This window comes from Kitasatospora sp. NPDC058115 (assembly GCF_042884635.1).
Taxonomy (GTDB): domain Bacteria; phylum Actinomycetota; class Actinomycetes; order Streptomycetales; family Streptomycetaceae; genus Kitasatospora.
Genome location: NZ_JBHVTL010000005.1, coordinates 141236 through 163837, shown reverse-complemented (window position 1 = coordinate 163837; position 22602 = coordinate 141236). Strand labels below are relative to the sequence as shown.

General features: G+C 76.5%; 22 protein-coding genes. 9 read left to right on the top strand and 13 right to left on the bottom strand.

The window, feature by feature from the left end; translation table 11 throughout:
• Nucleotides 1–16: 16 nt before the first annotated feature.
• Nucleotides 17–1429, bottom strand: a complete 1413-nt coding sequence (locus ACFVVL_RS07230; protein ID WP_387671961.1) for a diaminobutyrate--2-oxoglutarate transaminase family protein — start codon at nt 1427–1429, stop codon at nt 17–19.
• 193 nt (nt 1430–1622) lie between these two features.
• Here ACFVVL_RS07230 and ACFVVL_RS07225 point away from each other — a divergent pair, with 193 nt between their 5' ends.
• Together ACFVVL_RS07225 and ACFVVL_RS07220 are read left to right on the top strand one after the other, a co-directional pair.
• Nucleotides 1623–2330 carry a class I SAM-dependent methyltransferase gene (locus ACFVVL_RS07225; protein ID WP_387671958.1) on the top strand — a complete coding sequence of 236 codons (708 nt, stop codon included), beginning with the start codon at nt 1623–1625 and terminating at the stop codon, nt 2328–2330.
• 64 nt (nt 2331–2394) lie between these two features.
• Complete coding sequence (locus tag ACFVVL_RS07220) at nt 2395–2760, top strand: PH domain-containing protein (RefSeq protein ID WP_380291574.1); 366 nt, start codon at nt 2395–2397, stop codon at nt 2758–2760.
• A gap of 41 nt (nt 2761–2801) precedes the next feature.
• On the opposite strand, the gene ACFVVL_RS07215 is transcribed toward ACFVVL_RS07220, so the two are convergent.
• Genes ACFVVL_RS07215 through ACFVVL_RS07205 form a run of 3 tightly spaced genes read right to left on the bottom strand, consistent with a single transcriptional unit; the run spans nt 2802 to nt 6276 of the window.
• The gene (locus ACFVVL_RS07215; RefSeq protein WP_387671954.1) at nt 2802–3713 is read right to left on the bottom strand and encodes a zinc-binding dehydrogenase; all 912 of its coding nucleotides are present in this window, start codon (nt 3711–3713) and stop codon (nt 2802–2804) included.
• A 53-nt stretch (nt 3714–3766) separates the two neighbouring features.
• Nucleotides 3767–4543, bottom strand: coding sequence for a response regulator (locus ACFVVL_RS07210; RefSeq protein ID WP_387671951.1), 777 nt, complete (start codon nt 4541–4543; stop codon nt 3767–3769).
• Nucleotides 4540–6276, bottom strand: a complete 1737-nt coding sequence (locus ACFVVL_RS07205; protein ID WP_387671948.1) for an ATP-binding protein — start codon at nt 6274–6276, stop codon at nt 4540–4542. The genes ACFVVL_RS07210 and ACFVVL_RS07205 overlap by 4 nt, the downstream gene beginning before the upstream one ends.
• 224 nt (nt 6277–6500) lie before the next feature.
• Here ACFVVL_RS07205 and ACFVVL_RS07200 point away from each other — a divergent pair, with 224 nt between their 5' ends.
• On the top strand, nt 6501–7916 hold the full coding sequence (locus tag ACFVVL_RS07200; RefSeq protein ID WP_387671946.1) for a cation:dicarboxylate symporter family transporter: 1416 nt from the start codon (nt 6501–6503) through the stop codon (nt 7914–7916).
• Nucleotides 7917–8037: 121 nt separating this feature from the next.
• Here ACFVVL_RS07200 and ACFVVL_RS07195 read toward each other — a convergent pair whose 3' ends face one another.
• The 4 genes from ACFVVL_RS07195 to ACFVVL_RS07180 all read right to left on the bottom strand — a co-directional run bounded on the left by ACFVVL_RS07195 (nt 8038) and on the right by ACFVVL_RS07180 (nt 12745).
• Entirely contained in the window at nt 8038–9072 is a 1035-nt protein-coding gene (locus tag ACFVVL_RS07195) for a hypothetical protein (protein WP_387671943.1), read from the bottom strand.
• A 43-nt stretch (nt 9073–9115) separates the two neighbouring features.
• Nucleotides 9116–9652 (bottom strand): RNA polymerase sigma factor, encoded by a 537-nt coding sequence (locus ACFVVL_RS07190; RefSeq protein WP_387671940.1) that lies wholly within the window; start codon nt 9650–9652, stop codon nt 9116–9118.
• 401 nt (nt 9653–10053) lie between these two features.
• Nucleotides 10054–11538 (bottom strand): cytochrome P450, encoded by a 1485-nt coding sequence (locus ACFVVL_RS07185; RefSeq protein WP_387671937.1) that lies wholly within the window; start codon nt 11536–11538, stop codon nt 10054–10056.
• A 139-nt stretch (nt 11539–11677) separates the two neighbouring features.
• Complete coding sequence (locus tag ACFVVL_RS07180) at nt 11678–12745, bottom strand: RNA ligase (ATP) (protein WP_387671934.1); 1068 nt, start codon at nt 12743–12745, stop codon at nt 11678–11680.
• 310 nt (nt 12746–13055) lie between these two features.
• Here ACFVVL_RS07180 and modA point away from each other — a divergent pair, with 310 nt between their 5' ends.
• From modA to ACFVVL_RS07160, 4 genes are all read left to right on the top strand, one after another.
• Nucleotides 13056–13871, top strand: a complete 816-nt coding sequence (gene modA, locus ACFVVL_RS07175; RefSeq protein WP_387671931.1) for a molybdate ABC transporter substrate-binding protein — start codon at nt 13056–13058, stop codon at nt 13869–13871.
• Complete coding sequence (locus ACFVVL_RS07170; protein WP_387672215.1) at nt 13871–14722, top strand: ABC transporter permease; 852 nt, start codon at nt 13871–13873, stop codon at nt 14720–14722. The genes modA and ACFVVL_RS07170 overlap by 1 nt, the downstream gene beginning before the upstream one ends.
• A 58-nt stretch (nt 14723–14780) precedes the next feature.
• Nucleotides 14781–15884, top strand: a complete 1104-nt coding sequence (locus ACFVVL_RS07165) for an ABC transporter ATP-binding protein (protein ID WP_387671928.1) — start codon at nt 14781–14783, stop codon at nt 15882–15884.
• 112 nt (nt 15885–15996) lie between these two features.
• The gene (locus ACFVVL_RS07160; RefSeq protein ID WP_387671925.1) at nt 15997–16431 is read left to right on the top strand and encodes an SRPBCC domain-containing protein; all 435 of its coding nucleotides are present in this window, start codon (nt 15997–15999) and stop codon (nt 16429–16431) included.
• Nucleotides 16432–16485: 54 nt separating this feature from the next.
• Here ACFVVL_RS07160 and ACFVVL_RS07155 read toward each other — a convergent pair whose 3' ends face one another.
• Nucleotides 16486–17199 carry an aminoacyl-tRNA hydrolase gene (locus ACFVVL_RS07155; RefSeq protein ID WP_380291550.1) on the bottom strand — a complete coding sequence of 238 codons (714 nt, stop codon included), beginning with the start codon at nt 17197–17199 and terminating at the stop codon, nt 16486–16488.
• Between the two features lie 31 nt (nt 17200–17230).
• Complete coding sequence (locus tag ACFVVL_RS07150) at nt 17231–18166, bottom strand: hypothetical protein (RefSeq protein WP_387671922.1); 936 nt, start codon at nt 18164–18166, stop codon at nt 17231–17233.
• 147 nt (nt 18167–18313) lie between these two features.
• On the opposite strand from ACFVVL_RS07150, the gene ACFVVL_RS07145 reads away from it, so the two are divergent.
• Complete coding sequence (locus ACFVVL_RS07145; RefSeq protein ID WP_380291546.1) at nt 18314–18688, top strand: YbjQ family protein; 375 nt, start codon at nt 18314–18316, stop codon at nt 18686–18688.
• 179 nt (nt 18689–18867) lie between these two features.
• Nucleotides 18868–19992 (top strand): NAD(P)-binding domain-containing protein, encoded by a 1125-nt coding sequence (locus tag ACFVVL_RS07140; protein WP_387672212.1) that lies wholly within the window; start codon nt 18868–18870, stop codon nt 19990–19992.
• Between the two features lie 12 nt (nt 19993–20004).
• Here the strand turns inward: ACFVVL_RS07140 and paaE are convergent, their stop codons facing one another.
• Genes paaE through paaC form a run of 3 tightly spaced genes read right to left on the bottom strand, consistent with a single transcriptional unit; the run spans nt 20005 to nt 22589 of the window.
• Complete coding sequence (gene paaE / locus ACFVVL_RS07135) at nt 20005–21144, bottom strand: 1,2-phenylacetyl-CoA epoxidase subunit PaaE (protein WP_387671918.1); 1140 nt, start codon at nt 21142–21144, stop codon at nt 20005–20007.
• Nucleotides 21145–21702 carry a 1,2-phenylacetyl-CoA epoxidase subunit PaaD gene (gene paaD, locus ACFVVL_RS07130; RefSeq protein ID WP_387671915.1) on the bottom strand — a complete coding sequence of 186 codons (558 nt, stop codon included), beginning with the start codon at nt 21700–21702 and terminating at the stop codon, nt 21145–21147.
• A 5-nt stretch (nt 21703–21707) separates the two neighbouring features.
• Complete coding sequence (paaC, locus tag ACFVVL_RS07125; protein WP_387671912.1) at nt 21708–22589, bottom strand: 1,2-phenylacetyl-CoA epoxidase subunit PaaC; 882 nt, start codon at nt 22587–22589, stop codon at nt 21708–21710.
• Nucleotides 22590–22602 lie beyond the last annotated feature (13 nt).

The window sequence follows — 22602 nt, the reverse complement described above, 5'->3', positions numbered from 1 at the left end:
TCCGGATCGTCCGCGCTCACGCGGAGGCCGCCGGGTCCGAGGCCGCCGCGACGGCGTCGGCGAGCCGGTCCAGCACCGCGGCCGCCTGCTCGTCCGTGATGGTGAGCGGCGGCAGCAGCCGCAGGACGGCGTCGTGCCGGCCGCCGAGTTCGACGATCAGCCCGCGCGCCAGGCACGCCTCGCGCACCCGGACGGCGAGTGCGGGGGCGGCCGGCCGCGCCCCGCAGGCGTCCGGTTCCGCCGCCGGGTCGACGAGCTCGACGCCGATCATCAGCCCGCGCCCGCGGACCTCGCCGATCACGGGCAGTTCGCCGGCGAGCGCCCGCAGCCGTCCGGTCATCCGCTCGCCGACCACCGCCGCCCGTTCGGCGAGCCCGTGGGCGGCGACGTGACGCAGGGTGGCGGCGCCGGCCGCCATGGCGAGCGTGTTGCCGCGGAAGGTGCCGGTGTGCGCGCCGGGCCGCCAGCCGTCGTACTCCTCGCGGTAGACGACGACGGCGAGCGGCAGGCTGCCGCCGATCGCCTTGGAGAGCACCATCGCGTCCGGCACGATCCCGCTGTGTTCGACCGCCCACATCGCGCCGGTGCGGCCCACCCCGGTCTGCACCTCGTCGACGATCAGCGGGATGCGGCGTTCGGCGGTGATCCGGCGCATCGCGCGCAGCCAGTCGTCGGGGGCGGGGACGACGCCGCCCTCGCCCTGGACGGCTTCCAGGATCATCGCGGCGGGCGGGACGACGCCGCCGGACGGGTCGTCGAGCAGCCGCTCGACGTAGGTGGCGGACAGGTCGGCGCCGGCCCGCCCGCCGACCCCGAACGGGCAGCGGTAGCCGTAGGGGTAGGGCAGCCGGACCACCTCGCCGCCGCCGGGCAGCGGTTCCTTGACGGCGACGTTGCCGGTGAGCGCGAGGGCGCCGGCGGTCATCCCGTGGTAGGCGCCGGTGAAGGCGAGGGCGCCGGAGCGGCCGGTGGCGGTCTGCATCAGCTTGAGCGCGGCCTCGACGGCGTCCGTTCCCGCCGGGCCGCAGAAGTGCACCCGCGCGCCGTCGGCGAAGGCGGGCGGCAGGCTCTCGAACAGGGCGGTGGTGAAGTCGTCCTTCTCCGCGGTGGCGAGGTCGAGCAGGTGGAGCGGGGCGCCGCTGTCGAGGGTGCGGCGGATCGCCTCCAGGACGACGGGGTGGTTGTGGCCGAGCGCGAGGGTGCCGGCGCCGGAGAGGCAGTCGAGGTAGCGGCGGCCGTCGGCGCCCTCGACGGTCATGCCGTTGGCGCGCACGGGGACGATCGGGAACGAGCGCGCGTAGGTGCGGGCGGCGGATTCGCGCACGCGCTGGCGCCGCAGGACGGCGGCGGCCGGGGCGGCGGGGTCCTGGGCGGCGGGGGCGGGGACGGGGACGGTCGGACCGGTGGCGGGCTCAGCGGCGAGCGTCAAGACGGACTCCCAAGAAATTAGGTGAGGCTAACCTTACTTCCCCGGTCCGTCCGGATCCGCCCCCGGGTCGCCGGAACCACCCGTGCGGGTGACATCGGGCCCGTTTCCCCAACGAGCGAGCCGTCCGGAGGTCACGCCCGGCCTCCGCACGCGCCCGGCCCTGCCCCGCCCCGCCCCGCGCTACCCTCGCCGCATGCCGCCCTCCACGCCCTCCACGCCCGCCCGGCCCTCGCCCGACCTCGACACCGACACCGGCCTCGACCCTGACGGCGCCCCCGACGCCTACGCCGCCGAACTCGCCCGCACGCGCGCGTTCTTCGCCGTCCGCGCGGCCGGCTGGGACGCCAAGTTCCCCGACGACGGCCCGCGCTACGCCGCCGCCGTCGCCGAACTCGCCCTGCGCCCGGGCGACTCGGTGCTCGACGCGGGCTGCGGCACCGGACGCGCCCTGCCGCCGCTGCGCGCCGCGGTCGGGCCGGCGGGCCGGGTGTTCGGCGTCGACGTCACCCCGGAGATGCTGCACGAGGCCGCCGCCCGCCACCCCGGCGCCGCCCGCCTGCTGCTCGCCGACTGCGCCCGGCTCCCGCTGCCCGACGCCGCGCTGGACGCCGTCTTCGCCGCCGGGCTGCTCTCCCACCTGCCCGACCCGCTCCGCGCCCTCGGTGAACTGGCCCGGGTGGTGCGCCCCGGCGGCCGGCTCGCGCTGTTCCACCCCGTCGGCCGGGCCGCCCTCGCCGCCCGCCACGGCCGCGCCGTCACCCCGGACGACCTGCGCGCCGAGCCCCGGCTGCGCCCCCTGCTCGCCGCCGCCGGCTGGCGCCTCGTCTCCTACACGGACGCCGACGACCGCTACCTCGCGCTCGCCGAACGGACCGCGGACGGGCCCGCCACCCCGGCGTGATCGGGGGCGTGCCAGACTCGGGACCCTCCGCACCCGCCCCGGGTGCCCGACGGAAGGAGCCGGCGTGGCGCTCTTCGGCAACGCCCACCGGGTCGACAACGACGAGGCCCAGAAGGAGTTCGCCCGGCTGTTCGGCGAGGGCGAGCAGGTGCACGCCGCGTACCAACTGCTGCGCGACTCCTTCCTGTTCACCGACCGCCGGCTGATCCTGGTCGACAAGCAGGGCATCACCGGCAAGAAGACCGAGTACCACTCGATCCCCTACCGCTCGATCACCCACTTCGCCGTGGAGACCGCCGGGAACTTCGACCTGGACGCCGAGCTGAAGATCTGGGTGTCGGGCGCGGCACTGCCGATCTCCAAGAACTTCACCAAGGGCGTGGACATCTACGAGGTGCAGGCCCTGCTCACCCAGTTCGTCACCCGCTGACCCCGACGGGCACCGCACCCATCGGGCACCGCACCCGCCGCTCAGAACACCAGGGCGAGCTTCCCGTTCAGCCCGCCGCGCCGGAACCGCTCGTGCGCCCGGCGGACCTCCTCCAGGGCGAACACGGCGTGCACCCGTGGTCGCAGCGCCCCGGCGTCGACCAGCCGGGCGAGCTCGCCGAGCGCCGCGCCGTCCTCGCGCACCTGGTGGACGGTGGTGCGCACGCCCCGGCCGGACAGGTCGGGGACCGGGCCCGCCTGGGTGGCGATCGAGGCGTAGCGGCCGCCGTCGGCCACCGCCCCGGTGACGAAGGCCCCGAAGGTGTCGAACACGGCGTCGTAGCCGCCCTCGCGCAGGGCGCGGCGGTCGGTGGTGGCCAGTCCGGCGCCGTGCGCCCGGGCGAAGGCGGCCTGCTCGTCCCGGGAGACCAGGGCGTCCACCTCGACGCCGCGCGCCCGGGCCATCTGCAGCGCCAGCCCGCCGACGGCTCCGCCCGCGCCGGCGACCAGCAGCCGCTCACCGGCCTCCACCGCCAGCCAGTCGAGGGTCTGCCAGGCCGTCAGCCCGGGCAGCGGCAGGGTGGCCGCCGCGGCCGGGCCGGCCGTCCTGGGCGCGCGGGCCACCGCCGCGGCCGGCAGCGCGACCAGCTCCGCCCACGTCCCGCGGCCGGAGGCGAGCTGGTGGGACATCGCCACGACGGGCTCCCCGGCGCGCAGTCCGCTGTCGCCGCCGTCGACCACGGTGCCCGCCAGCTCCCAGCCGAGCGTCATCGGCAGCGGCGGCGTCCCCTCGCCGATGGCGCCCTCCCGGGTCTTCTCGTCGACCGGGTTGACGGCGGTCGCGGCGACCCGGATCAGCACCTCGCCGGGAGCCGGCTCGGGCTCGGGCTCGGGGACGTCGACGACCCGCAGGACGTCGGGGGTGCCGAAGCGGTCGATCCGGATGGCGCGCACGGGAGGCCCTTCTCACACGACGGCTGCTGTCACGGCGTCAACAACCGTCATGATCACGGGAATTCCCGCCGACCTCCGCCACCTTCGGTGCCGGTACCGCCGTCGGCACCGCCGTGGCGGCCGTCGCCGGTCCAGCGGTAGCACAGCTCCGGGCGGCCGACGGTGCCGTACCGGGGCTCGCGGGCGGCGAGACCGGTGTCCACCAGGTGCTCCAGGTAACGGCGCGCGGTGATCCGCGAGACCCCGGCCGCCGTGCCCGCGGCGGCGGCGGACAGGCCGGTGCGGGCCGTGCGCAGCACCCCGGCGACGGTGTCCAGGGTCGGTGCGCACAGGCCCTTGGGCAGGGCGGTGCGTTCGGGTGCGCGGAGCAGCGCGAGTGCCTGGTCGACCTCGTCCTGCCCGGTGGCCGGGCCGGTCCGGGCGAGGGTGTCGCGGTAGCGGGCGTAGCGTTCCAGGCGGTCGTGCAGCGCGGCGGCGGCGAACGGCTTCAGCAGGTACTGGACGACGCCCGCGGAGACGGCCTGGCGGACCATCGTCAGGTCGCGGGCGGAGGTGACGGCGATGACGTCGGTGGTGTGCCCGGCGGCGCGCAGCGTGCCGCAGAGCTGGAGGCCGTGGCCGTCGGGCAGGTAGAGGTCGAGCAGCAGGAGGTCGACGGGCCGCCCGGCGGCGCGCTCGCGTTCCAGGAAGCGCAGCGCCTGGGCGCAGCCGTGCACGGTCCCGGCGGTGCGGAAGCCCGGTTCGCGGTCGACGTAGAGGGCGTGGGCGGCGGCGGCCACCGGGTCGTCCTCGACGACCAGGACGGAGATCGCGGGGCGCGCGGCGCTCACGGGGCCACCGCCACACGCCCGCCGGGCCCGTGCTCCCCCGCGTCGTCCGCACCCTCCGCGTCCTCCGTGCCCTCCGCGCCCATCGCCCCCTCCGTGCCCCCGGCGCGCGCCGGACGGTCGAGCGGCAGCCGGACGGTGAGGACGGCGCCGCGCTCCCGGCCGACCTCGACGGTGCCGCCGTTGCGCCGGGCGGCCTGCGCGACGAGGGCGAGTCCGAGTCCGCGCCCGTGGCCGCCCCCGGTCCGGTCCGCCTTGGTGCTCCAGCCGCGCCGGAACGCGTCGTCGACCGCGTCCGGGGCGATGCCGGCGCCGGTGTCGGCGACCCTCAGCAGCAGGTGCTCGCCGTCGATCCGGGCGGTGACGATGACCTCCGGCGGCTCGGGGCTCGCGCCCGCGCCCGCGATGGCGGCGTCCACGGCGTTGTCGATCAGGTTGCCGAGGACGGTGATGAGGTCGCGCGCGCTCAGGTGCGCGGGGAGCACCCCGTCGTCGATGGAACTGTCCGGGGTGAGCGTCAGTTCCACGCCCCGTTCGGCCGCCTGGGCGGCCTTGCCGAGCAGCAGGGCGGCCAGGACGGGCTCGCCGACGGCGGCCACCACCCGGTCGGTGAGCCGCTGGGCGAGGGCGAGTTCGGCGGTCGCGAACTCCACCGCCTCGCGGTGGCGGCCGAGTTCGATCAGCGAGACGACGGCGTGCAGCCGGTTGGCGGCCTCGTGCGCCTGTGCGCCCAGCGCCTCGGTGAACCCGCGCACCGAGTCCAGTTCGCCGCTGAGCGACTGGAGTTCGGTGTGGTCGCGCAGGGTGAGGACGCGGCCGAGGCCGGTGCCGATGGTGGAGGTGTTGAGCACCACCACCCGCTCGGCCGTCAGGTGCACCTCGTCACGGACCGGCCCGGCCCCCGAGACGGCGGCCACCAGCGCTCCCGGCAGGCCCAGCTCCGCGACCGGCCGGCCCTCCACCACCCCTGCCAGGCCGAGGAGTTCACGCGCGGCGTCGTTGCAGAGCACCACCCGGCGGTCGCGGTCGAGCAGCACCAGCCCCTCCCGTACGGCGTGCAGGGTGGCCTGGTGGTACTCGTAGAGGTGGCTGAGCTCGACCGGGCCCATGCCGTGGGTGTGCCGCCGCAGCCGGGCGTTGGCGAGGTAGGTGCCGATCCCGCCGATCGCCAGCGCGCCCGCCGCGACACCGGCCAGGGCGAGCAGCGGCCCGCGCAGCCGCGCCGCGATGGACTGCACCGTGATGCCCGCGCTGACCAGGGCGACCACCCGGCCCCGCCCGTCCGCCACCGGGGTGACCACCCGCACCGAGGGGCCGAGCGTGCCGGTGTAGGTCTCGCTGCGGGTCTGCCCGGCGAGCGCCCAGTCGATGTGGCCGAGGAAGGTGCGCCCGATCTGCTCGGGCAGCGGGTGCGTCCAGCGGACACCGCCGGTGTCCATCACGGTGACGAAGGAGACCCCGGTGTCGGCCCGCACCCGCTCGGCGTACGGCTGGAGCACGGCCGTCGGGTCGGGCGCGGTGACGGCGGCGAGCACGTCCGGGGAGTCGGCGACGGCGCGGGCGACGGCGGTGACCTGGCGGCGGGCGGCGTCCTCCGCGCGGTCGGCGGTGAACAGGTACGCCAGCACCGCCCCGCCGGCCACCACGGCGGCGACGATGACCACCTGGACGACGAAGAGCTGTCCGGCCAGGCTGCGCACCAGCCGGCGCGGCGGAGGGAGGGGACGCGCGGACATGCCTGTCAGTGTGCACCACGGCCGCGGCGTCCCCGGGCGCCCGCGGCGTCCGCCGGTGCCGGCCGCCCGGTGCCCGCGTGAACTCTATGAACGCAAGCGTGACCGGCGTCACGCCCGGCCGCATAGTCGGAGCGGCCCACCACCCGGGGCCGCCAGGAAGCCGTCCGGCCGCGCACCCCCGTGCAGGCGCGCCGGGCGGGCACAGCACGGCGAAGGAGCCGCGGATGTCGATCACCGGAACAGCAGCGGGGGCGGGCGCCAGAGCGAAGGACCGCACCCACTACCTCTATCTCGCCGTGATCGCGGCGGTGGTCGCGGGCGTCGCGGTGGGCCTGGCCGCACCGGGCTTCGCGGTGGAGCTCAAGCCGGTCGGCACGGGCTTCGTCAACCTCATCAAGATGATGATCAGCCCGGTCATCTTCTGCACCATCGTGCTCGGCATCGGGTCGGTGACCAAAGCCGCCAAGGTGGGCCGGGTCGGCGGCCTGGCGCTCGGCTACTTCCTCGCGATGTCCACCGTGGCGCTCGGCATCGGCCTGCTGGTCGGCAACCTGCTGGAGCCCGGCGGCGGCCTCCATCTGACCGCCGCGCTCGCCAAGTCCGGCCACGCCCAGGCGGCCGCGGGCGGCGCGCAGTCCACCACCGACTTCCTGCTCGGCATGATCCCCACCTCCCTGCTCTCCGCCCTCACCGAGGGCAAGGTGCTGCAGACCCTGCTGGTGGCCCTGCTGACCGGCTTCGCCCTGCAGGCGATGGGCCCGGCCGGCGCACCGGTGCTGCGCGGCGTCGAGCACGTGCAGCGGCTGGTCTTCCGGGTGATGGCGATGATCATGTGGGTGGCGCCGGTCGGCGCCTTCGGGGCGATGGCGGCGGTGGTCGGCGCCACCGGCACGGCCGCGCTGAAGAGCCTCGCCGTCATCATGATCGGCTTCTACCTGACCTGCGCACTGTTCGTGGTCGTGGTGCTCGGCACGCTGCTGCGGCTGGTCGCGGGCGTCAACGTCCTCGCCCTGCTGCGCTACCTGGGCCGGGAGTTCCTGCTGATCCTCTCCACCTCGTCCTCGGAGAGCGCGCTGCCCCGGCTGATCGCCAAGATGGAGCACCTGGGCGTCAGCCGCCCGGTGGTCGGCATCACCGTCCCGACCGGCTACAGCTTCAACCTGGACGGCACGGCGATCTACCTCACCATGGCCTCGATCTTCATCTCGGAGGCGCTGGACAAGCCGATGTCGGTCGGCGAGCAGTTGTCGCTGCTGGTCTTCATGGTGATCGCCAGCAAGGGCGCGGCCGGGGTCACCGGCGCCGGGCTGGCCACCCTGGCCGGCGGGCTGCAGTCGCACAAGCCGGCCCTCGTGGACGGGGTCGGGCTGATCGTCGGCATCGACCGCTTCATGTCCGAGGCCCGGGCGCTGACCAACTTCGCGGGGAACGCCGTCGCCACCGTGCTGATCGGCCAGTGGACCGGGGAGTTCGACCGCGAGCGGGCCCGGCAGGTGCTGACGGGCGCGGTGCCGTTCGACGAGCGGACGCTGCTCGACGCCGACGCCGACGGCCACGGCGCCGACGGCCACGGCCGCGGCGCCGCCGGGCCTGCCGCGGTGCCCGCGGCCCCGGCGGTGGTACCGGCGGCCGCCGCCTGAGCCCCGGCCACCCCTGCCGCCCCACCTCCTGCCGCCCCACCCCTTGACTCCCCCGGTCCGGCGCCCCGCCCAACCCCCCGGAAAGGCGCCGGACCGGGGGTTCGCCATGCCCGCACCGCCCTCAGACCTCCTCGGACCCGCTGAGCGCCCAGCTCAGGCCGCTCGCCGGGTCCTCCAGCGCGAGGTGCAGGTGGCGCAGCCGGTCCGCCGGGTCCTCCCAGGTGAAGCAGCGCATCCGGGCCACCAGGGCGCCCACCTCCGCCCGGTCCACCAGGTCCGCCCGGTCCGCCCACCCCGGCCGCCGGGCCCCGGTCATCGCCGCCAGCGCCCGCCACAGCGCCAGCCGCCCGTGCGCCGCGCCGTGCGCCCGGCCCGTGACGCCCGCCTGCACCAGCGCCGGCCAGGCGAGCACGAACGGCAGGTACCCGCCGGTGACCAGCCGCCCGGGCGCGAGCTGCGCGGCGGCGCACGGCGCCGGCCCCCGGACGCAGACCGCCCGCGCCCACCCCGCCAGCTCGGCGAGCGCCCGGGTGGCCGGCTGCCCGGGCAGCCGGGTGCCGGGCGCGGGCAGTTCCACCGGGGCCAGCCCCTCGCGGCTGGCCGGCAGCGTCAGCAGCGCACTGCGCGCACCGCCGTCGCGCAGGTACTCGCGCACCGGCGCGCCCTCGGTGCGGCCCGCCGCCTCCCACGGCTCCAGCCGCAGCGGGACGCCCTCCCGGTCCGGCTCGGCGTCCCGGGAGAGGTCCTCGCCGAGCAGCACCCGGGTCTGCGCGACCAGCCGCCGCACCGGGGGCGGGCCGAGCAGCGGGGCGAGCCGTCGCCAGGAGTGCCGGGTCGCCAGCACCTCCCAGAGCGGTCCGGCGTCGTGGTCGGTGACGTCGGCGGCGGTGCCGGGCCCGCCGTCCGGGTCGAACAGCCGGGCCGCCACCTCGGGCGGCGCGGCGTACGCGATCAGGTGGCCGAGCGGGGCGGTCGCGGCGGCGGCCCGGCCCTGCGCGGGACCGCCCGGGGCACGGAACAGACCGCCGGCCGCACCGCCGGCCACCGGGTCGAGCGCGACGGCGGCGGCCCGGGCCTGCCGGTAGGCGCCCAGCAGTTCGATCCACCGGCCCTGGTCCGCCAGGGAGCGGAGCCGGTGCTCCTCGTAGGTGATCACGGTTCAGCGTACGGGCGGGAGCGGGGCGGCAGCTGACAGACCGTCAGTCCGGCGCGTCGGGGCCCCGCCCGGGGCCCGAGCCGGAGCCGGAACCGGACCCGTCGGCCGTCTCGCGCTCCCGTTCGAGGACGGTCCGCAGCCGCTCCAGCGCCCGCCGCCGGGTGAGGGCCAGGGTGGAGCGGTGGACGCCGAGCAGGGCGGCGGCCTCCTCCAGACCGTACCCGTCGAGGTCGACCAGCAGGACGGCCCGGGCCTGCTTGGCCGTCAGGCAGCCCAGCAGCCGCACGACCTCCCAGTGCGCCTGCAGCTCGGCCTGCCCGCCGGCCTCGCCGCCGAGCGCCTCGACGTCCTCCAGCGCCTCGAACGGGACCAGCCGGCGGCGGTCGCGGCGCCACTCGTCGCGGACCACGTTGACCATGGCGGTGAACGCGTAGGCGTAGGGCCGCGGATGGCCGAGGAAGCGGGCGGGGCGCCGGGCGATGCGCAGATACGTCTCGTGCACGACGTCCCCCGCGCCGAACGGATTTCCGAGCAGCCGCGCGGCCGCCCGGTGGAGCCTCGGCAGCAGTTCCGTGAACACCCGATCGAATTCCGCCGATTCGGCCCCGGAAAAGCCGTTCGGCCGCTGATCCCCCCGACAATCCGGCGCGCCCGCCATGCCGCCCCCTCGGACATCGGCATTCCGAAGCCCGGCCGGCGACCACCGGCCGGAGCAGCCATGACGCTCCCGCGCGCGATGGCTGCTCCGTCCTCCTGCCCGCTCTGAATCCCGGCAATGCATCGCGCGGTGGTTCGTTCGCGAATTCGCTCACGCATTCGCGTGTTCATCCGCGCGCGCACATTCCGGTGCGCACGTTCTTGCGAATTCCGTGCGGGCGCGCTTCCCCGCCCGCGCTTCCCTGCCCGCGATTCGCTGCCCGCGATTCGCTGCACGCCCGCCCGCGCTTCGCTGCACGCTTCCGTGCGCGCTTTCGCGGTGGCTCAGCCGCGCGGCGTCAGCCGGACCCGCATCGGGCTCTTCACCTGGAGCGTGATGCCCTGGCCGAGCCGCACCCCGTGGTCGATCGCCTCCAGGTCGAAGTCCCGCAGCAGCGCTCCCAGCGCCAGCACCGACTCCAGCATCGAGAAGTGCTGCCCGATGCACGCCCGCGGCCCGCCGCCGAACGGGTACCAGGCGTAGCGGTGCCGGGCCCTCTCCCGCTCGGGCAGGAAGCGGTCCGGGTCGAAGCGGTCGGGCTCCTCCCAGTGGGCGGGGTGCCGGTGGGTCACCCAGGGCGCCAGGATCACCTGGGCGCCGGCCGGGATGACGTGCCCGTCGACCACCGACTCCGCCACCGAGCGGCGCCCCATCTGCGAGGCGGGCGGGTAGAGCCGCATGGCCTCCTTCAGCACCCGGGTCAGGTACGGCAGCGCCTCCAGGTCGGCCGCCACCGGCTCGCGCCCGCCGAGCACCGCGTCCGCCTCCCGCTGGGCCAGCCGGCGCTGTTCGGGGTGCTTGGCCAGCAGGAACAGCGCGAAGGCGAGCGAGGTCGCGGTGGTCTCGTGCCCGGCGAGCAGGAAGATCAGCACCTGGTCGCGCAGCTCGTCCGGGTCCAGCCGCTCGCCGCCCTCGCCCCGGGCCCGCGTCAGCAGCTCCAGCAGGTCCTCCGTTCCACCCGGGCCGCCCGGACCACCCGGACCACCCGGACCACCCGCTCCACCGGTGCCGTCCGGGCCGTGGTGGGCCCCGCCGAACCGTTCCGCCCGCCGGGCCCGGTCCGCGATGATCCGGTCGCAGACCGCGTACAGGTCACGGCGCGCCGCACCGCCGCGCCGGTTGGCCGGCGTCGGCCAGGAGAGCGGCAACCTGACCGGCGCGAACCCGCGTTCGAGGACGAACTCCCCCAGCACCGGGAAGCTGCGGTGCACCACGTCGACCGCCGCCTCCACGTCCGATCCGAACAGGATCCGGGAGACCGTGCGCAGCGCGAAGCGCGACATCTCCCCGGCGACGTCCACCACCCCGTCGGGCGCCGCCCGCCACCGGTCGGCGAGCGCCCGGCACTCCAGCCCGACGGCCCGCGCGTAGCCGTCCACCCGGCGGCGGGTGAACAGCGGCTGGATCAGTCGGCGCTGGCGCTGGTAGTCGCCGTCCTGGCTGGTCAGCAGGCCGTTGCCGAGGCTCGTCCGCAGTTCGTCGTAGAAGCTGTTGTCCTTGCGGAAGTTGGCGGCCTGGCCGGCGAGCACCTGGTGGGCGCCCTCCGGGGAGAAGACGGCGTGGAACTCCGCGCGCAGCCCGGGCGGTCCGGCCACGAAGCGCACGACGTCACCGTAGTCGCGGCGGGCGTCGAGGTACGTCCGCAGGGGGCGGCGGGTCAGGTCGAACAGCGAACCCACCAGCGGCAGTCCGGGCGGGCCCGGTATCCGCTGCGAACCGGCGGCTCCGGCGGCCGCAGCCACGGTGACGGCGGCGAAGGTCTGCGCCATGTCCCCTCCTCGGTCGTTCCCCTCGTCCCACTTCCATCCACTTCCAACGTAACTGAGTGGTAATCACAGCAGAAGGAGCGTATGGAGCGGCTCGGCGGACGCCTCACGGCGCGCGCCGAGCCGTTCACGCCCCGGGGGCCTACTCGTACTCGGTGCCGCCCTTGCGGGTCAGGTAGGCGTCACCGACCACCTTGGCGATGGCGCGGCCGCCCAGCACCGGGCTGTACCGCTCGGTCAGCGGCCGGACCACCACGCCCTCGCGCAGGTGCAGCCCGCGCCCGGAGACCGTCTCGCGCCCCTCGGCGAGCGCCAGCACGGTGTCGGCCGCGAACGGCCCGCGCCACAGCTCTGGCACCAACGGCAGTTCGCCGTCCAGCAGTTCGGCGGCGGGCAGCCAGCGCAGCCGCCCGCCGGACACCGCCGAGACGTCGAAGGCGGCGTAGCCCGGCTCCGCGCCGCGCCCGGACCCGCCGTAGGTGAGGTCCTGCACGCCCGCGCCGTAGACCTCGCCGAAGATCCCGACCCGCTGCGCGCCCAGGCGTTCGGCCAGCCGCGCCGCGACCCGCGCGACCCCGTGCGCCCGCACCGCCCGCCAGTAGAGGTTGCGCTCGTCCTCGACGAGCGCCAGCCCGCGCGCGCCGACGCCCTTGGAGGAGACCCACACCTCGCCGGTGGCGGCGTCGTAGGTGACCAGGCAGCAGCTGCCGTGCAGCTTCTCGGTCACCACGACGGGCTCGCCGGGCTCGAAGACGTCCGGGAACCGCTTGAGGTTCTCGACCTCCACCCAGGGCAGCAGGTCCGGGGCGGACACGACGTCGCCGCTCATCGTGGTCGGCACCGGCGGCTGCCACTTGGTGACGCCCAGCAGCGCGGCGAAGTCCTCGCCGCGCGCGGCGGCCGCCCGCAGGTCGGTGCCGGCCAGGGCGGCGGGCCGGCAGACGATGCCCTGCGACAGCTCGCCGCGCAGCCGCACCGCCTTGACCCGGTCCGCCCCGCTCCCGGCGAGCCGCCCGGTCAGGCCGAGCTCGGCGATCAGCGGGGCCGGCAGCACGGCCTGCTCCGGGATGTACACGGCCCAGTCGCCGGTGCGGAACGCCCCCTTGGCGACCACCGCGCGGTAGAGGCCGACCTGGGCCAGTTCGAGGGCGTCGGCGTTCGGGTGCTCCAGAACGGTCAGCCGCTCGGCGGTGACCCGCAGCGTGGACATGGGCGTACTCCTCCCCGGGCTCGGCCGGTCGGCCGGTGCGCGGACGGACTGGTGGACGGACGGGGCCACTCTCCCGCTGCGGCGCGACCCCGCGCGAAGGGTTTTCCGGCGGCCGGGCGGCGCGCCCGCGGCGGGACGGCGGCGGGACGGCGGCGGGACGGCGCGTACGCGCCGCCCGGCCGAGCCCTGGCTCCTGCGAGGGAACAGGGGATCCAGGGCCCGCAACTGCGGCACTATGATCGGCATAAAGGCCGCAGATGCGGCCGTTGCTCCGCGCCCCCGCGGCGCGCCCAGGAGGGGAAGCAAGGCCATGACCATCCGCAGACTCACCGCCGCCGGCGCCGCGGCCCTCGCCCTCGTGCTCGGCGCCACCGCCTGCGGCAGCGATGGCGGTTCGGGCACCACCGGGAACGCGGCCACGGACGCGGCCACCGCCGGTGCCCCCCAGGTCTCCGGGACGGTCACCGTGTTCGCGGCCGCCTCGCTCAAGGAGACCTTCACCGACCTCGGCAGGAAGTTCGAGGCCGCCCACCCCGGCACCAAGGTCGGCTTCAACTTCGGCGGCAGCTCGGCCCTCGCCGCCAGCATCAACTCCGGCGCCCCGGCCGACGTCTTCGCCGCCGCCAGCGCGGCCACCATGAAGACCGTCACCGACGCCGGCGGCGCCGCCGGCGACCCGGCGACCTTCGTGCGCAACACCCTCACCATCGCCGTCCCCAAGGGCAACCCCAAGCACCTCGCCGCCCTGGCCGACCTGGCCGCCCCCGGCGTGAAGGTCGCGCTCTGCGCCAAGGAGGTGCCCTGCGGCGCCGCCGCGCTGACCGCCCTCAAGGCCGCGAACGTCGACCTCACCCCGGTCACCCTGGAGCAGGACGTCAAGGGCGCGCTGACCAAGGTCGAACTGGGCGAGGTGGACGCGTCGCTGGTGTACCGCACCGATGTGCGGGCCGATTCCGGGAAGATCGACGGCGTGGACTTCCCCGAGGCCGCCAAGGCCGTGAACGACTACCCGATCGCCGCGCTGGCCAAGGCCCCGAACAAGGGCGGCGCCGCCGCCTTCGTCGCCTACGTCCGGTCGCCCGAGGCGCAGCAGGTGCTGACCGCGGCGGGCTTCCAGGCGCCGTGATCCGCCGCACCGACGACGACGCCGACCGCACCGACCCCGCCGACGGCCCGCCGCGCCGACGGCGCCGGCGGGCGCACCGGGTGCCGGCCGCCCTGCTGCTCCCGGCGCTGCTCGGCCTGGCGTTCCTCGTCCTGCCGCTGGTCGGGCTGCTGGTCCGGGCGCCGTGGAGCACGCTGTCCGACCAGCTCACCAGCCCGCAGGTGTGGGAGGCGCTGCGCCTGTCGCTGGTCTGCGCGACGGCGGCCACGGGCGTGTCGCTGGTGCTGGGGGTGCCGCTGGCCTGGCTGCTGGCCCGCACCGAACTGCCGGGCCGGCGGCTGATCCGGGCCCTGGTGACGCTGCCGCTGGTGCTGCCGCCGGTGGTCGGCGGCGTGGCGCTGCTGCTGGCGCTCGGCCGGCGCGGCATCGTCGGCTCCTGGCTGGACTCCGCGTTCGGCCTGACCCTGCCGTTCACCACCACCGGTGTGGTGATCGCCGAGGCGTTCGTCGCGATGCCGTTCCTGGTGATCAGCGTCGAGGGTGCGCTGCGCGCCGCCGATCCGCGCTACGAGGAGGCCGCCGCGACGCTGGGCGCCTCCCGGCTGACGACGTTCCGCCGGGTGACGCTGCCGCTGATCGCCCCGGGAATCGGGGCGGGCGCGGTGCTGGCGTGGGCGCGGGCGCTCGGCGAGTTCGGCGCGACGATCACCTTCGCGGGCAACTTTCCCGGCCGCACCCAGACCATGCCGCTCGCCGTCTACCTGGCGATGGAGTCGGACCCGGAGGCGGCGATCGCGCTGTCGCTGGTGCTGCTGGTGGTCTCGATCGCGGTCCTGGCCGGGCTGCGCGAGCGCTGGCTGACCACGCCGTGACACCTTCCGCGCCCCTGCCGCCGGCCCGCCCGGGCCCCGTCCCCGGAGGCCTCCGCCGATGACCGCCCCGACCGACCGCACCGCCACCGGCCACGGCCCCGGCCCCGCCACCGGCCTGGACGCCCGGCTGCGGGTCGAGCGCGCCGCCTTCACCCTGGACCTCGCGCTGACCGCCGCCCCCGGCGAGGTGGTCGCGCTGCTCGGCCCGAACGGCGCCGGCAAGTCCACCGCCCTGCGCGCGCTGGCCGGTCTGCTGCCGCTCGGCGACGGCCACCTGCGGCTGGACGGGCGCGTCCTGGAGGACCCTGCGCGGCGGCTGCACACCCCCGCCGAGGAGCGCCCGGTCGGCGTGGTCTTCCAGGACTACCTGCTGTTCCCGCACCTGAGCGCGCTGGACAACGTGGCGTTCGGCCCGCGCTGCCGGGGCCGCTCCCGGCGCGAGGCGCGCGCCGAGGCGGCGGTCTGGCTGGAGCGGATGGGCCTGGCCGAGCACGCGGACGCCCGGCCGGGCCGGCTCTCCGGCGGCCAGGCGCAGCGGGTGGCGCTGGCCCGGGCGCTGGCCGTCCGGCCGCGGCTGCTGCTGCTGGACGAGCCACTGGCCGCCCTGGACGCCCGCACCCGGCTCGACGTCCGGGCCCGGTTGCGCCGCCACCTGGCGGAGTTCGAGGCGGTCGCGGTGCTGGTGACGCACGATCCGCTGGACGCGATGGTGCTGGCCGACCGGCTGGTGGTGATCGAGGAGGGCCGCCAGGTGCAGTCCGGCCTCCCGGCGGAGATCGCGCGCCGGCCGCGCACCGACTACATCGCCCGGCTGGTCGGCCTCAACCTCTACCGGGGCACGGCGGACGGGCACCGGGTGACGCTGCCGCAGGGCGCCGTGCTGACGACGGACGAGGAACTGTCCGGGCCCGCGTTCGTGGCGTTCCCGCCCTCCGCCGTGACCCTGCACCCCGCCCGGCCGGAGGGCAGCGCGCGCAACGTGTGGGAGCTGACGGTCGCCGGCCTGGAGCTGCACGGCGACCAGGTGCGGGCCGACCTGGCGGGGGCCGTCCCGATGGCCGCCGACCTGACCCCGGCGGCGGCCGCGGAACTCGGCCTCGCGCCCGGCTCGACGGTCTGGGCCGCCGTCAAGGCCGCCCAGACGCACGCGTACCCGGCCTGAGGGGGGCGCGGCGCGCGGGACGGTGGCGCCGGGCCGCCACGCGCAACCATTGGGTTGCACATGGCGGCCGGGACGTGGGACCCTCGGGCAACGGATCGAGGAGGGTCACGGCATGGTCGCCGACAGCATCCAGCGTGAGATCACCATCGCGGCGCCGCGCGAGCGGGTCTGGGAGGAGCTCACCCGGCCGGAGTTCCTGGGCGCCTGGCTCGGCGGCGCCCACGGACCCGTCGAGCGGGTGGAGCCGCCCGCCGTCCTCGCGTTCCGCCGACCGTGGGGCGACGGCGGCCGGAGCCCGGCCGACGGGGCCCCCGCCCCGGCGGCCGTCACCTCCGCCCTCACCTCCGCCGCCACCACACTGGTCACCCTCACCCTGACCACCGAACCCGGCGACCACACCCGGCTGCGCATGACGGAGAGCGGCTTCACGGCCCCCGGCTTTCCCGGGAAGGCGGCCCGGGCCGGCACCGACCGCAGCGGCACCGGCTGGACCCGCAGGCTCACCGACCTCGCCTGCCACACGGAGCGCCTCACGCTCCGCCGCTGACGACCGTCGGCCGGCGACCGCCGGCCGTCGGCTCCCGGCCCGCGCGGCGCGCCGTCAGCCGCGCAGCGCCGGGTGGTCGGCGACCACGGTGCAGCTGCCCGGGGCGATCTCGGTGAAGCCCGCGTCCTGGACCAGGGGCAGACCCCCGGCCACCAGCTCCGCCCAGGCCTCCGGGGTCGCGGTGCGCACGGCGAGCGCGAAGCCGCTGTCCGCCCACTCCTTGCGGTGCGCCTCGTCCAGGCGCCACCAGGCGAGCTGGGCGGCGTGACCGGTCTGCGCCATGGTCTTGCCGGCGCTCATCTCCAGCTCCGGGTTCAGCCACAGCACCGGGACCCCCGGCGCCGGGGCGTCCACCGGACCGCTCTCCTCCAGGTCGGTGCCCGACACCTGGAGCTTGGCGAGTTCCTTCGGCCAGCCGTCCAGCGGCACCGGCGGGAAGACCCGCACCTCCGCCTCCCGGCCCGTCACCGTGATCCCGGGCAGCTCCCCGGCCCGGCGCCACTCGCCGCCGCGCGCCCGCCGGACCACCTTGCGGATCCGGGCGTCCTCCCAGGCCGCGACCCGCTCCGCCCACTCCCCCTCGGCCCCGACGACACGGGGGTCGGCGAGCAGCGTCAGCACCGCGCGCGCCGAGGTCTCCAGCGCGTCGGTCCGCCCGGGGGGCGTCGCGCGCTCCAGCCGGACCACCAGCGGCAGCACGTACTGCGGCCGGGCGTCGCGGTCCTCGGGCGTCGGGTCGGGAACGGGGGTGTCGAACGGAGAAGTCACCCGACCAGCATGCCAGCCCCCGCGGCCGCGCTCAGCGGCGGTAGCCGCGGTGCGGGTCCCGCTCCTCCGCGTCGTCGTAGGGCAGGAACCAGCCCTCCGGGTGGGTGGCGGTCAGCAGCAGTTCGGCGCGCTGCTCCGCGGTCAGCTCCGGATCACCGTCGTCCGGCCCGTAGACGCCGAACAGTTCGTCGTGGCAGCCGTCCCAGTCGTAGTCGTAGAGGTCCGCCGGAAGGTCGCCCATCATGTCGGCGACCGACTCGGGCTGCGCGCCGAGCAGCGCCCGGGCGTCGACCAGCGCCATCCGCAGCGCGATCTCCTCCGCCAGGCAGCGCGGCAGCGGCCACTCGCCGAGGGCGAGGTCGTCGGCGAGGTCGTCGAAGGTGCGGGCCATGGCGCGGCGCCAGCCCCGGTGGAGGCGCCAGGTGCGCTGCGGCAGCCGCCCGAACACCGTCCAGTCGGCCTCCTCGCCGTCGGCGACCGGCTCGTCCTCGTGCTCGTCGAGGTCGTCGTAGGCGGCGTCGGCCAGCCCGAGCAGCTGGGCGTGCAGCAGACACGCGGTGCGCGGGGTGAGCGTCCAGTCGCCGGCCGCGCCGCCGCCGTCCTCCTCGTCGCCGCCGTCCAGCGGGAACAGCTCGGCGAAGTCGGGCGCGAAGTCCTCGGTCAGGCTGATCTCCAGCGTGCCGCCGATCGCCTCCACGCCCGGGATCGCCGCCACCAGCCGGTCCGGGTGCAGCAGCGCGCCGAGCGCCGCGTTGGCGTCCTCGGCCACCTCGCGCAGCAGCTCACGGCGCTGCCCGGCCGGATCGATGCCCTCGAAGTCCAGCTCCTCCACGGCCGCGATGGCCGCGGCGCGCAACGCCGGCCAGTTCGTGATCCGCAGGCCCAGGACCACCGTCGCCTCGATCTCCTGCGCACCGGAGTCCTCCGCCGCGCCCGGCCCCTGTGGATGATCGCTTCGCTCGCCCATGGGGCTACGGTACGGCCTTTCGGCCCTCCGATCACCGGTCTGTTCCGGCTACCCTACGCGTTCTCGCCGTTACCGCCCCGTGCGTTCCCGTGCGCGCCCCGCGCGCCTCTGTTCGACGACGTCCGAATTCCCGGCAGGATGGGCCCCATGGCAAACATCGACGAGTACGGCGGCGGGCAGCGCCCGGACGCCCAGGTCCTGGTGGTGACCACCAACGACATCCCCGGTTACCGGGTCGACCACGTGATCGGCGAGGTCTTCGGTCTGACCGTGCGCAGCCGGCACATCGGCAGCCAGATCGGCGCCTCGCTGAAGTCGCTGGTCGGCGGGGAACTGCGCGGACTGACGAAGACCCTGGTGGAGAGCCGGAACGAGGCGATGGAGCGGCTGGTCGAGCAGACCAGGGCGCGCGGCGGGAACGCGGTGCTGATGTTCCGGTTCGACGTCACGGAGGCGGCGGACGTCGGTACCGAGGTCTGCGCCTACGGCACTGCGGTGGTGATCTCCCCGGCCACGGTCTGACCCCCGGCCGGCGCGGCTCCCACGACGGGCGGCGGGCACGGCTCCCACGACGGGCGGGCGAGCGGGAACACCGCCCGCCCGCCACATGTTTCACCGGCGTGACTGTTTACGGTGCAACCACCCTCGGTGCCGCGTCGGAGCCCGGGACCGCGTCGGACGCGGGCCGCCGGGTCGACGTCCTGGTGATCGGCGCGGGCCAGGCGGGCCTGTCCGCCGCCTACCACCTGCGCCGCCGCGGCTTCGCGCCGTACCGCGCGGACATCGACGGCGGGTTCGCCGTCCTCGACGCCGACCGCGCCCCCGGCGGCGCCTGGGCGCACCGCGCGCCCTCCCTGCGGATGGCCACCGTGCACGGCTTCCACGACCTGCCGGACTTCGAACTCCCCGAACCCGACCCGCAGGCCCCCGCACGCGAGGTCGTCCCGGGGTACTTCGCGGCGTACGAGGCGAAGCACGCGCTCCCCGTCGTACGCCCCGTCAAGGTGCTGGCGGTGCGCTCGGCGTCCGCCCGGCCGGACGCCCGGCTGCTGGTCACCACCGACTCCGGCACCTGGTCCGCCCGGGCGCTGATCAACGCCACCGGCACCTGGACCCGCCCCTTCCTGCCCCACTACCCCGGCCACTTCGCCGGGCGCCAGCTGCACTACGCCGCCTACCGGGGCCCGGAGGAGTTCGCCGGCCGGCGGGTGCTGGTGGTCGGCGGCGGGGCCTCGGCGATCCAGGTGCTCTCCGAGGTCGCGGCGGTCGGCGAGACCGTCTGGGTCACCCGCACCCCGCCCGTGCTCCACGACGGACCGTTCACCCCCGAGTACGGGCGCGCCGTGGTCGCCAAGGTCGAGGAGCGGGTCCGCCAGGGGCTGCCGGTGCGCAGCGTGGTGAGCGTGACCGGGCTCGGCCCGTCGGTCGCCTACCGCCGGGCCGAGGAGCTGGGCGCGCTGCACCGGCGCCCGATGTTCGACCGGCTCACCGAGCACGGTGTCGCCTGGGGCGACCAGGAGCTGGCCGTCGACGCGATCGTCTGGGCCACCGGGTTCCGCCCCGAGGTCGGCCACCTCGCCCCACTCGGCCTGCGCTCCCCCGGCGGCGGGATCGCCCTCACCGGCACCCGGGCCACCGCCGACCCCCGGATCCACCTGGTCGGCTACGGGCCGTCCGCCAGCACCGTCGGCGCCAACCGGGCCGGCCGCGCGGCGGTCAACGAGATCGTCGCGCTGCTCGGCGCCCCGGCCGGGGCTGAGGGCGGCTCCGAGGGCGGGACCGGGACCCCGGCCGGGGCCCCGGTGCCGGCGGTCGTGCCCGCGTAGCCCGGCCGCTGGTCAGCGGTCGTAGTCGACCGTCACCCGGTCCGTCACCGGGCGGGCCTGGCAGGTGAGGACGTAGCCGGCCGCCAGCTCCTTCTCCTCCAGGGCGAAGTTGCGCCGCATCTCCACCTCGCCCTGCGTCACCAGGGCGCGGCAGGTGCCGCAGACCCCGCCCTTGCAGGCGAACGGCAGGTCGGGGCGGGAGCGCTGGGCGCCGTCCAGGATGGAGCGGTCGCACGGGAGGGTGAGGGTGCTGCCGCGCCCGTCCAGGACGACGGTGACCTCGCTGTGCGCGGCGCCGTCGGCGTCGGCGGCCGGGGTGTCGGCCGTACGCCCGGCGACCGGCTCGTCCTCGGCGTGGAACAGCTCCTGGTGCACCCGCTCCGCCGGGACGCCAAGCCCGGCGAGCAGCTCCTTCGCCCCGGCGACCATGCCGAACGGCCCGCAGAGCCACCAGTGGCCGACCGCCGCCGTGTCCACCAGCGCCGCCAGCAGCGCCGCGACCCGCTCCGGGTCCAGCCGGCCGCTGAGCAGTTCGGCGTCCCTGGTCTCCCGGGAGAGCACGTGGACCAGCTGGAAGCGGCCCAGGTAGCGGTCCTTCAGGTCGGCCAGCTCGTCGGCGAACATCACGGTGTCGCTGCGCCGGTTGCCGTAGAGCAGGGTGACCGTGGAGGTGCGGTCGGCCGCCAGCACGGAGGCCGCGATCGACACCATCGGGGTGATGCCGGAGCCGGCCGCCAGCAGCACGTGGTCGGCGGGTTCGGCGAGGTCCGGGGTGAACAGGCCGGACGGCGTCAGCACCTCCACCTCCTCCCCCGGCCGGGCGTCGCGCACCAGCCAGCGGGAGAACAGCCCGCCCGGCACCTCGCGCACGGCGATGCGCAGCGGGCCGCCGACGGGGGCGCAGATCGAGTACGAGCGGCGCTCGTCGACGCCGTCCACCACCCTGCGCAGCGTCAGCGTCTGCCCCGGCCGGAACGCGAACGCCTCCGCGAGCCCCTCCGGTACGGCGAAGGTCACCGCGACGGCGTCCTCGCAGAGCCGCTCCAGCCCGGCGATCCGCAGCGCGTGGAAGGACGGGCGGCGGGCGGGGCGCACGGCGGGCGGCTCGACGGCCGGGGCGGCGGGCAGGTCCGCGGAGGGGACGGCGGCCATTCAGATCTCCTTGACGCGTTCGAAGGGCTCGCGGCAGTCCCGGCAGCGCCACAGCGCCTTGCAGGCGGTGGAGCCGAAGCGGGACAGCTCCTCGGTGTCGGTGCCGCCGCACAGCGGGCAGCCGACGGGCGCGGCCGCGACGGGAGCGCCGACGGCCGCGAGCCGGGTCGGGCCGAGGCTCAGCGGTGTGCTCCCGCCGCCGGTGACCCGGCCGGCGGCGGCGCCGGGCCGGGGCGGGGCGATGCCGGCCTCGGCGAGCTTGCGCCGGCCCTCGGGGGTGATCAGGTCGGTCGACCAGGGCGGGTCGAGCCGCAGCCGGACCCGCACGTCCGCGAACCCGGCCGCGCGCAGCCGCCGGTCCACGTCGGCGGCCATCTCGGCGACCGCGGGGCAGCCCGAGTACGTCGGGGTGAGCCACGCGGTCACGGTGCCGCCGTCCTGCGCGACCTCGGCCAGCACGCCCAGGTCCGCCAGGGTCAGCATCGGCAGCTCCGGGTCCGGCACGGCCGCCGCCACCTCCCAGGCCGTCGTCCCGCCCGGCGCGCGCGCCCCGGCCACGGCCGTCACCACGTCGCGCCCGGGTGCGCGCGGGCCAGCACCTGCAGCTCGGCCAGCAGCGGGCCGAGCGCCTCGGTGTGCACGCCGTCCCGGCCGGCCCGGCCACCGACGGCCGCCAGGCCCGGCACCTCCGGCACCGTCAGCCCGGCCTCCGCGCACACCGCCGCCACCGCGCGCAGCACCGGCTCGCGCAGCGTCCCGGGGTCCACCCCGGCCCGCAGCTCCACCGGGTGCGCGGTGAACAGCTCCTCCAGCAGCGGCCACACGGCCTCCAGCCCGGCCTGCATCCGCGCGGCCGAGTACGGCGTGCCGTCGCCGAGCCGCAGCGTCCACGCGGTGGCGTACTCGCGGTGGTACGCCAGCTCCTTCGCCCCGCGCGCCGCGACCGCCGCCAGCACCGGGTCGGCGTGCCCGGCCAGCGCCTCGTAGAGCGCCCCGCGGGCGGTGGCGAACAGCAGCAGCCGGGCGATCGAGTACGCGAAGTCCCCGTTCGGCGCCTCGACCAGGCGGACGTTGCGGAACTCGTGCTCCTCGCGCCAGTACGCGAGGTCGTCCTCGGTGCGCCCGGAGCCGTCCGCCTGCCCGGCCCGGGTGAGCAGCTGACGGGCCTGGCCGAGCAGGTCGAGGCCGAGGTTGGCGAGCGCGACCTCCTCCTCCAGCTCCGGCGCGCGGGTACACCACTCGATCAGCCGCTGGGCGAGGACGAGCGCGTCGTCGCCCAGCATCAGGCAGTAGGCCGCGAGGTCGGCGCCGTCCAGGCCGGGCGGCACGGCGGTGTCCACGCCGAGCAGCGGGTCGGCGAAGCCCGTCCCGTACGCCCAGCGGCCCTCGCCCTCGGGCTCGGGGGACGCCTCGGCGAGGCTCAGGTACACGTGGTCGTCGGTCATGGTTCGGCTGCTC

Bases quoted from the DNA above. Each gene is read 5' to 3' on its own strand.
- ACFVVL_RS07225 (WP_387671958.1), top strand. From the start codon at position 1,623: ATGCCGCCCTCCACGCCCTCCACGCCCGCCCGGCCCTCGCCCGACCTC.
- ACFVVL_RS07205 (WP_387671948.1), bottom strand. From the start codon at position 6,276: ATGTCCGCGCGTCCCCTCCCTCCGCCGCGCCGGCTGGTGCGCAGCCTG.
- ACFVVL_RS07200 (WP_387671946.1), top strand. From the start codon at position 6,501: ATGTCGATCACCGGAACAGCAGCGGGGGCGGGCGCCAGAGCGAAGGAC.
- ACFVVL_RS07185 (WP_387671937.1), bottom strand. From the start codon at position 11,538: ATGGCGCAGACCTTCGCCGCCGTCACCGTGGCTGCGGCCGCCGGAGCC.
- ACFVVL_RS07180 (WP_387671934.1), bottom strand. From the start codon at position 12,745: ATGTCCACGCTGCGGGTCACCGCCGAGCGGCTGACCGTTCTGGAGCAC.
- modA (WP_387671931.1), top strand. From the start codon at position 13,056: ATGACCATCCGCAGACTCACCGCCGCCGGCGCCGCGGCCCTCGCCCTC.
- ACFVVL_RS07165 (WP_387671928.1), top strand. From the start codon at position 14,781: ATGACCGCCCCGACCGACCGCACCGCCACCGGCCACGGCCCCGGCCCC.
- ACFVVL_RS07160 (WP_387671925.1), top strand. From the start codon at position 15,997: ATGGTCGCCGACAGCATCCAGCGTGAGATCACCATCGCGGCGCCGCGC.
- ACFVVL_RS07150 (WP_387671922.1), bottom strand. From the start codon at position 18,166: ATGGGCGAGCGAAGCGATCATCCACAGGGGCCGGGCGCGGCGGAGGAC.
- ACFVVL_RS07145 (WP_380291546.1), top strand. From the start codon at position 18,314: ATGGCAAACATCGACGAGTACGGCGGCGGGCAGCGCCCGGACGCCCAG.
- paaE (WP_387671918.1), bottom strand. From the start codon at position 21,144: ATGGCCGCCGTCCCCTCCGCGGACCTGCCCGCCGCCCCGGCCGTCGAG.
- paaC (WP_387671912.1), bottom strand. From the start codon at position 22,589: ATGACCGACGACCACGTGTACCTGAGCCTCGCCGAGGCGTCCCCCGAG.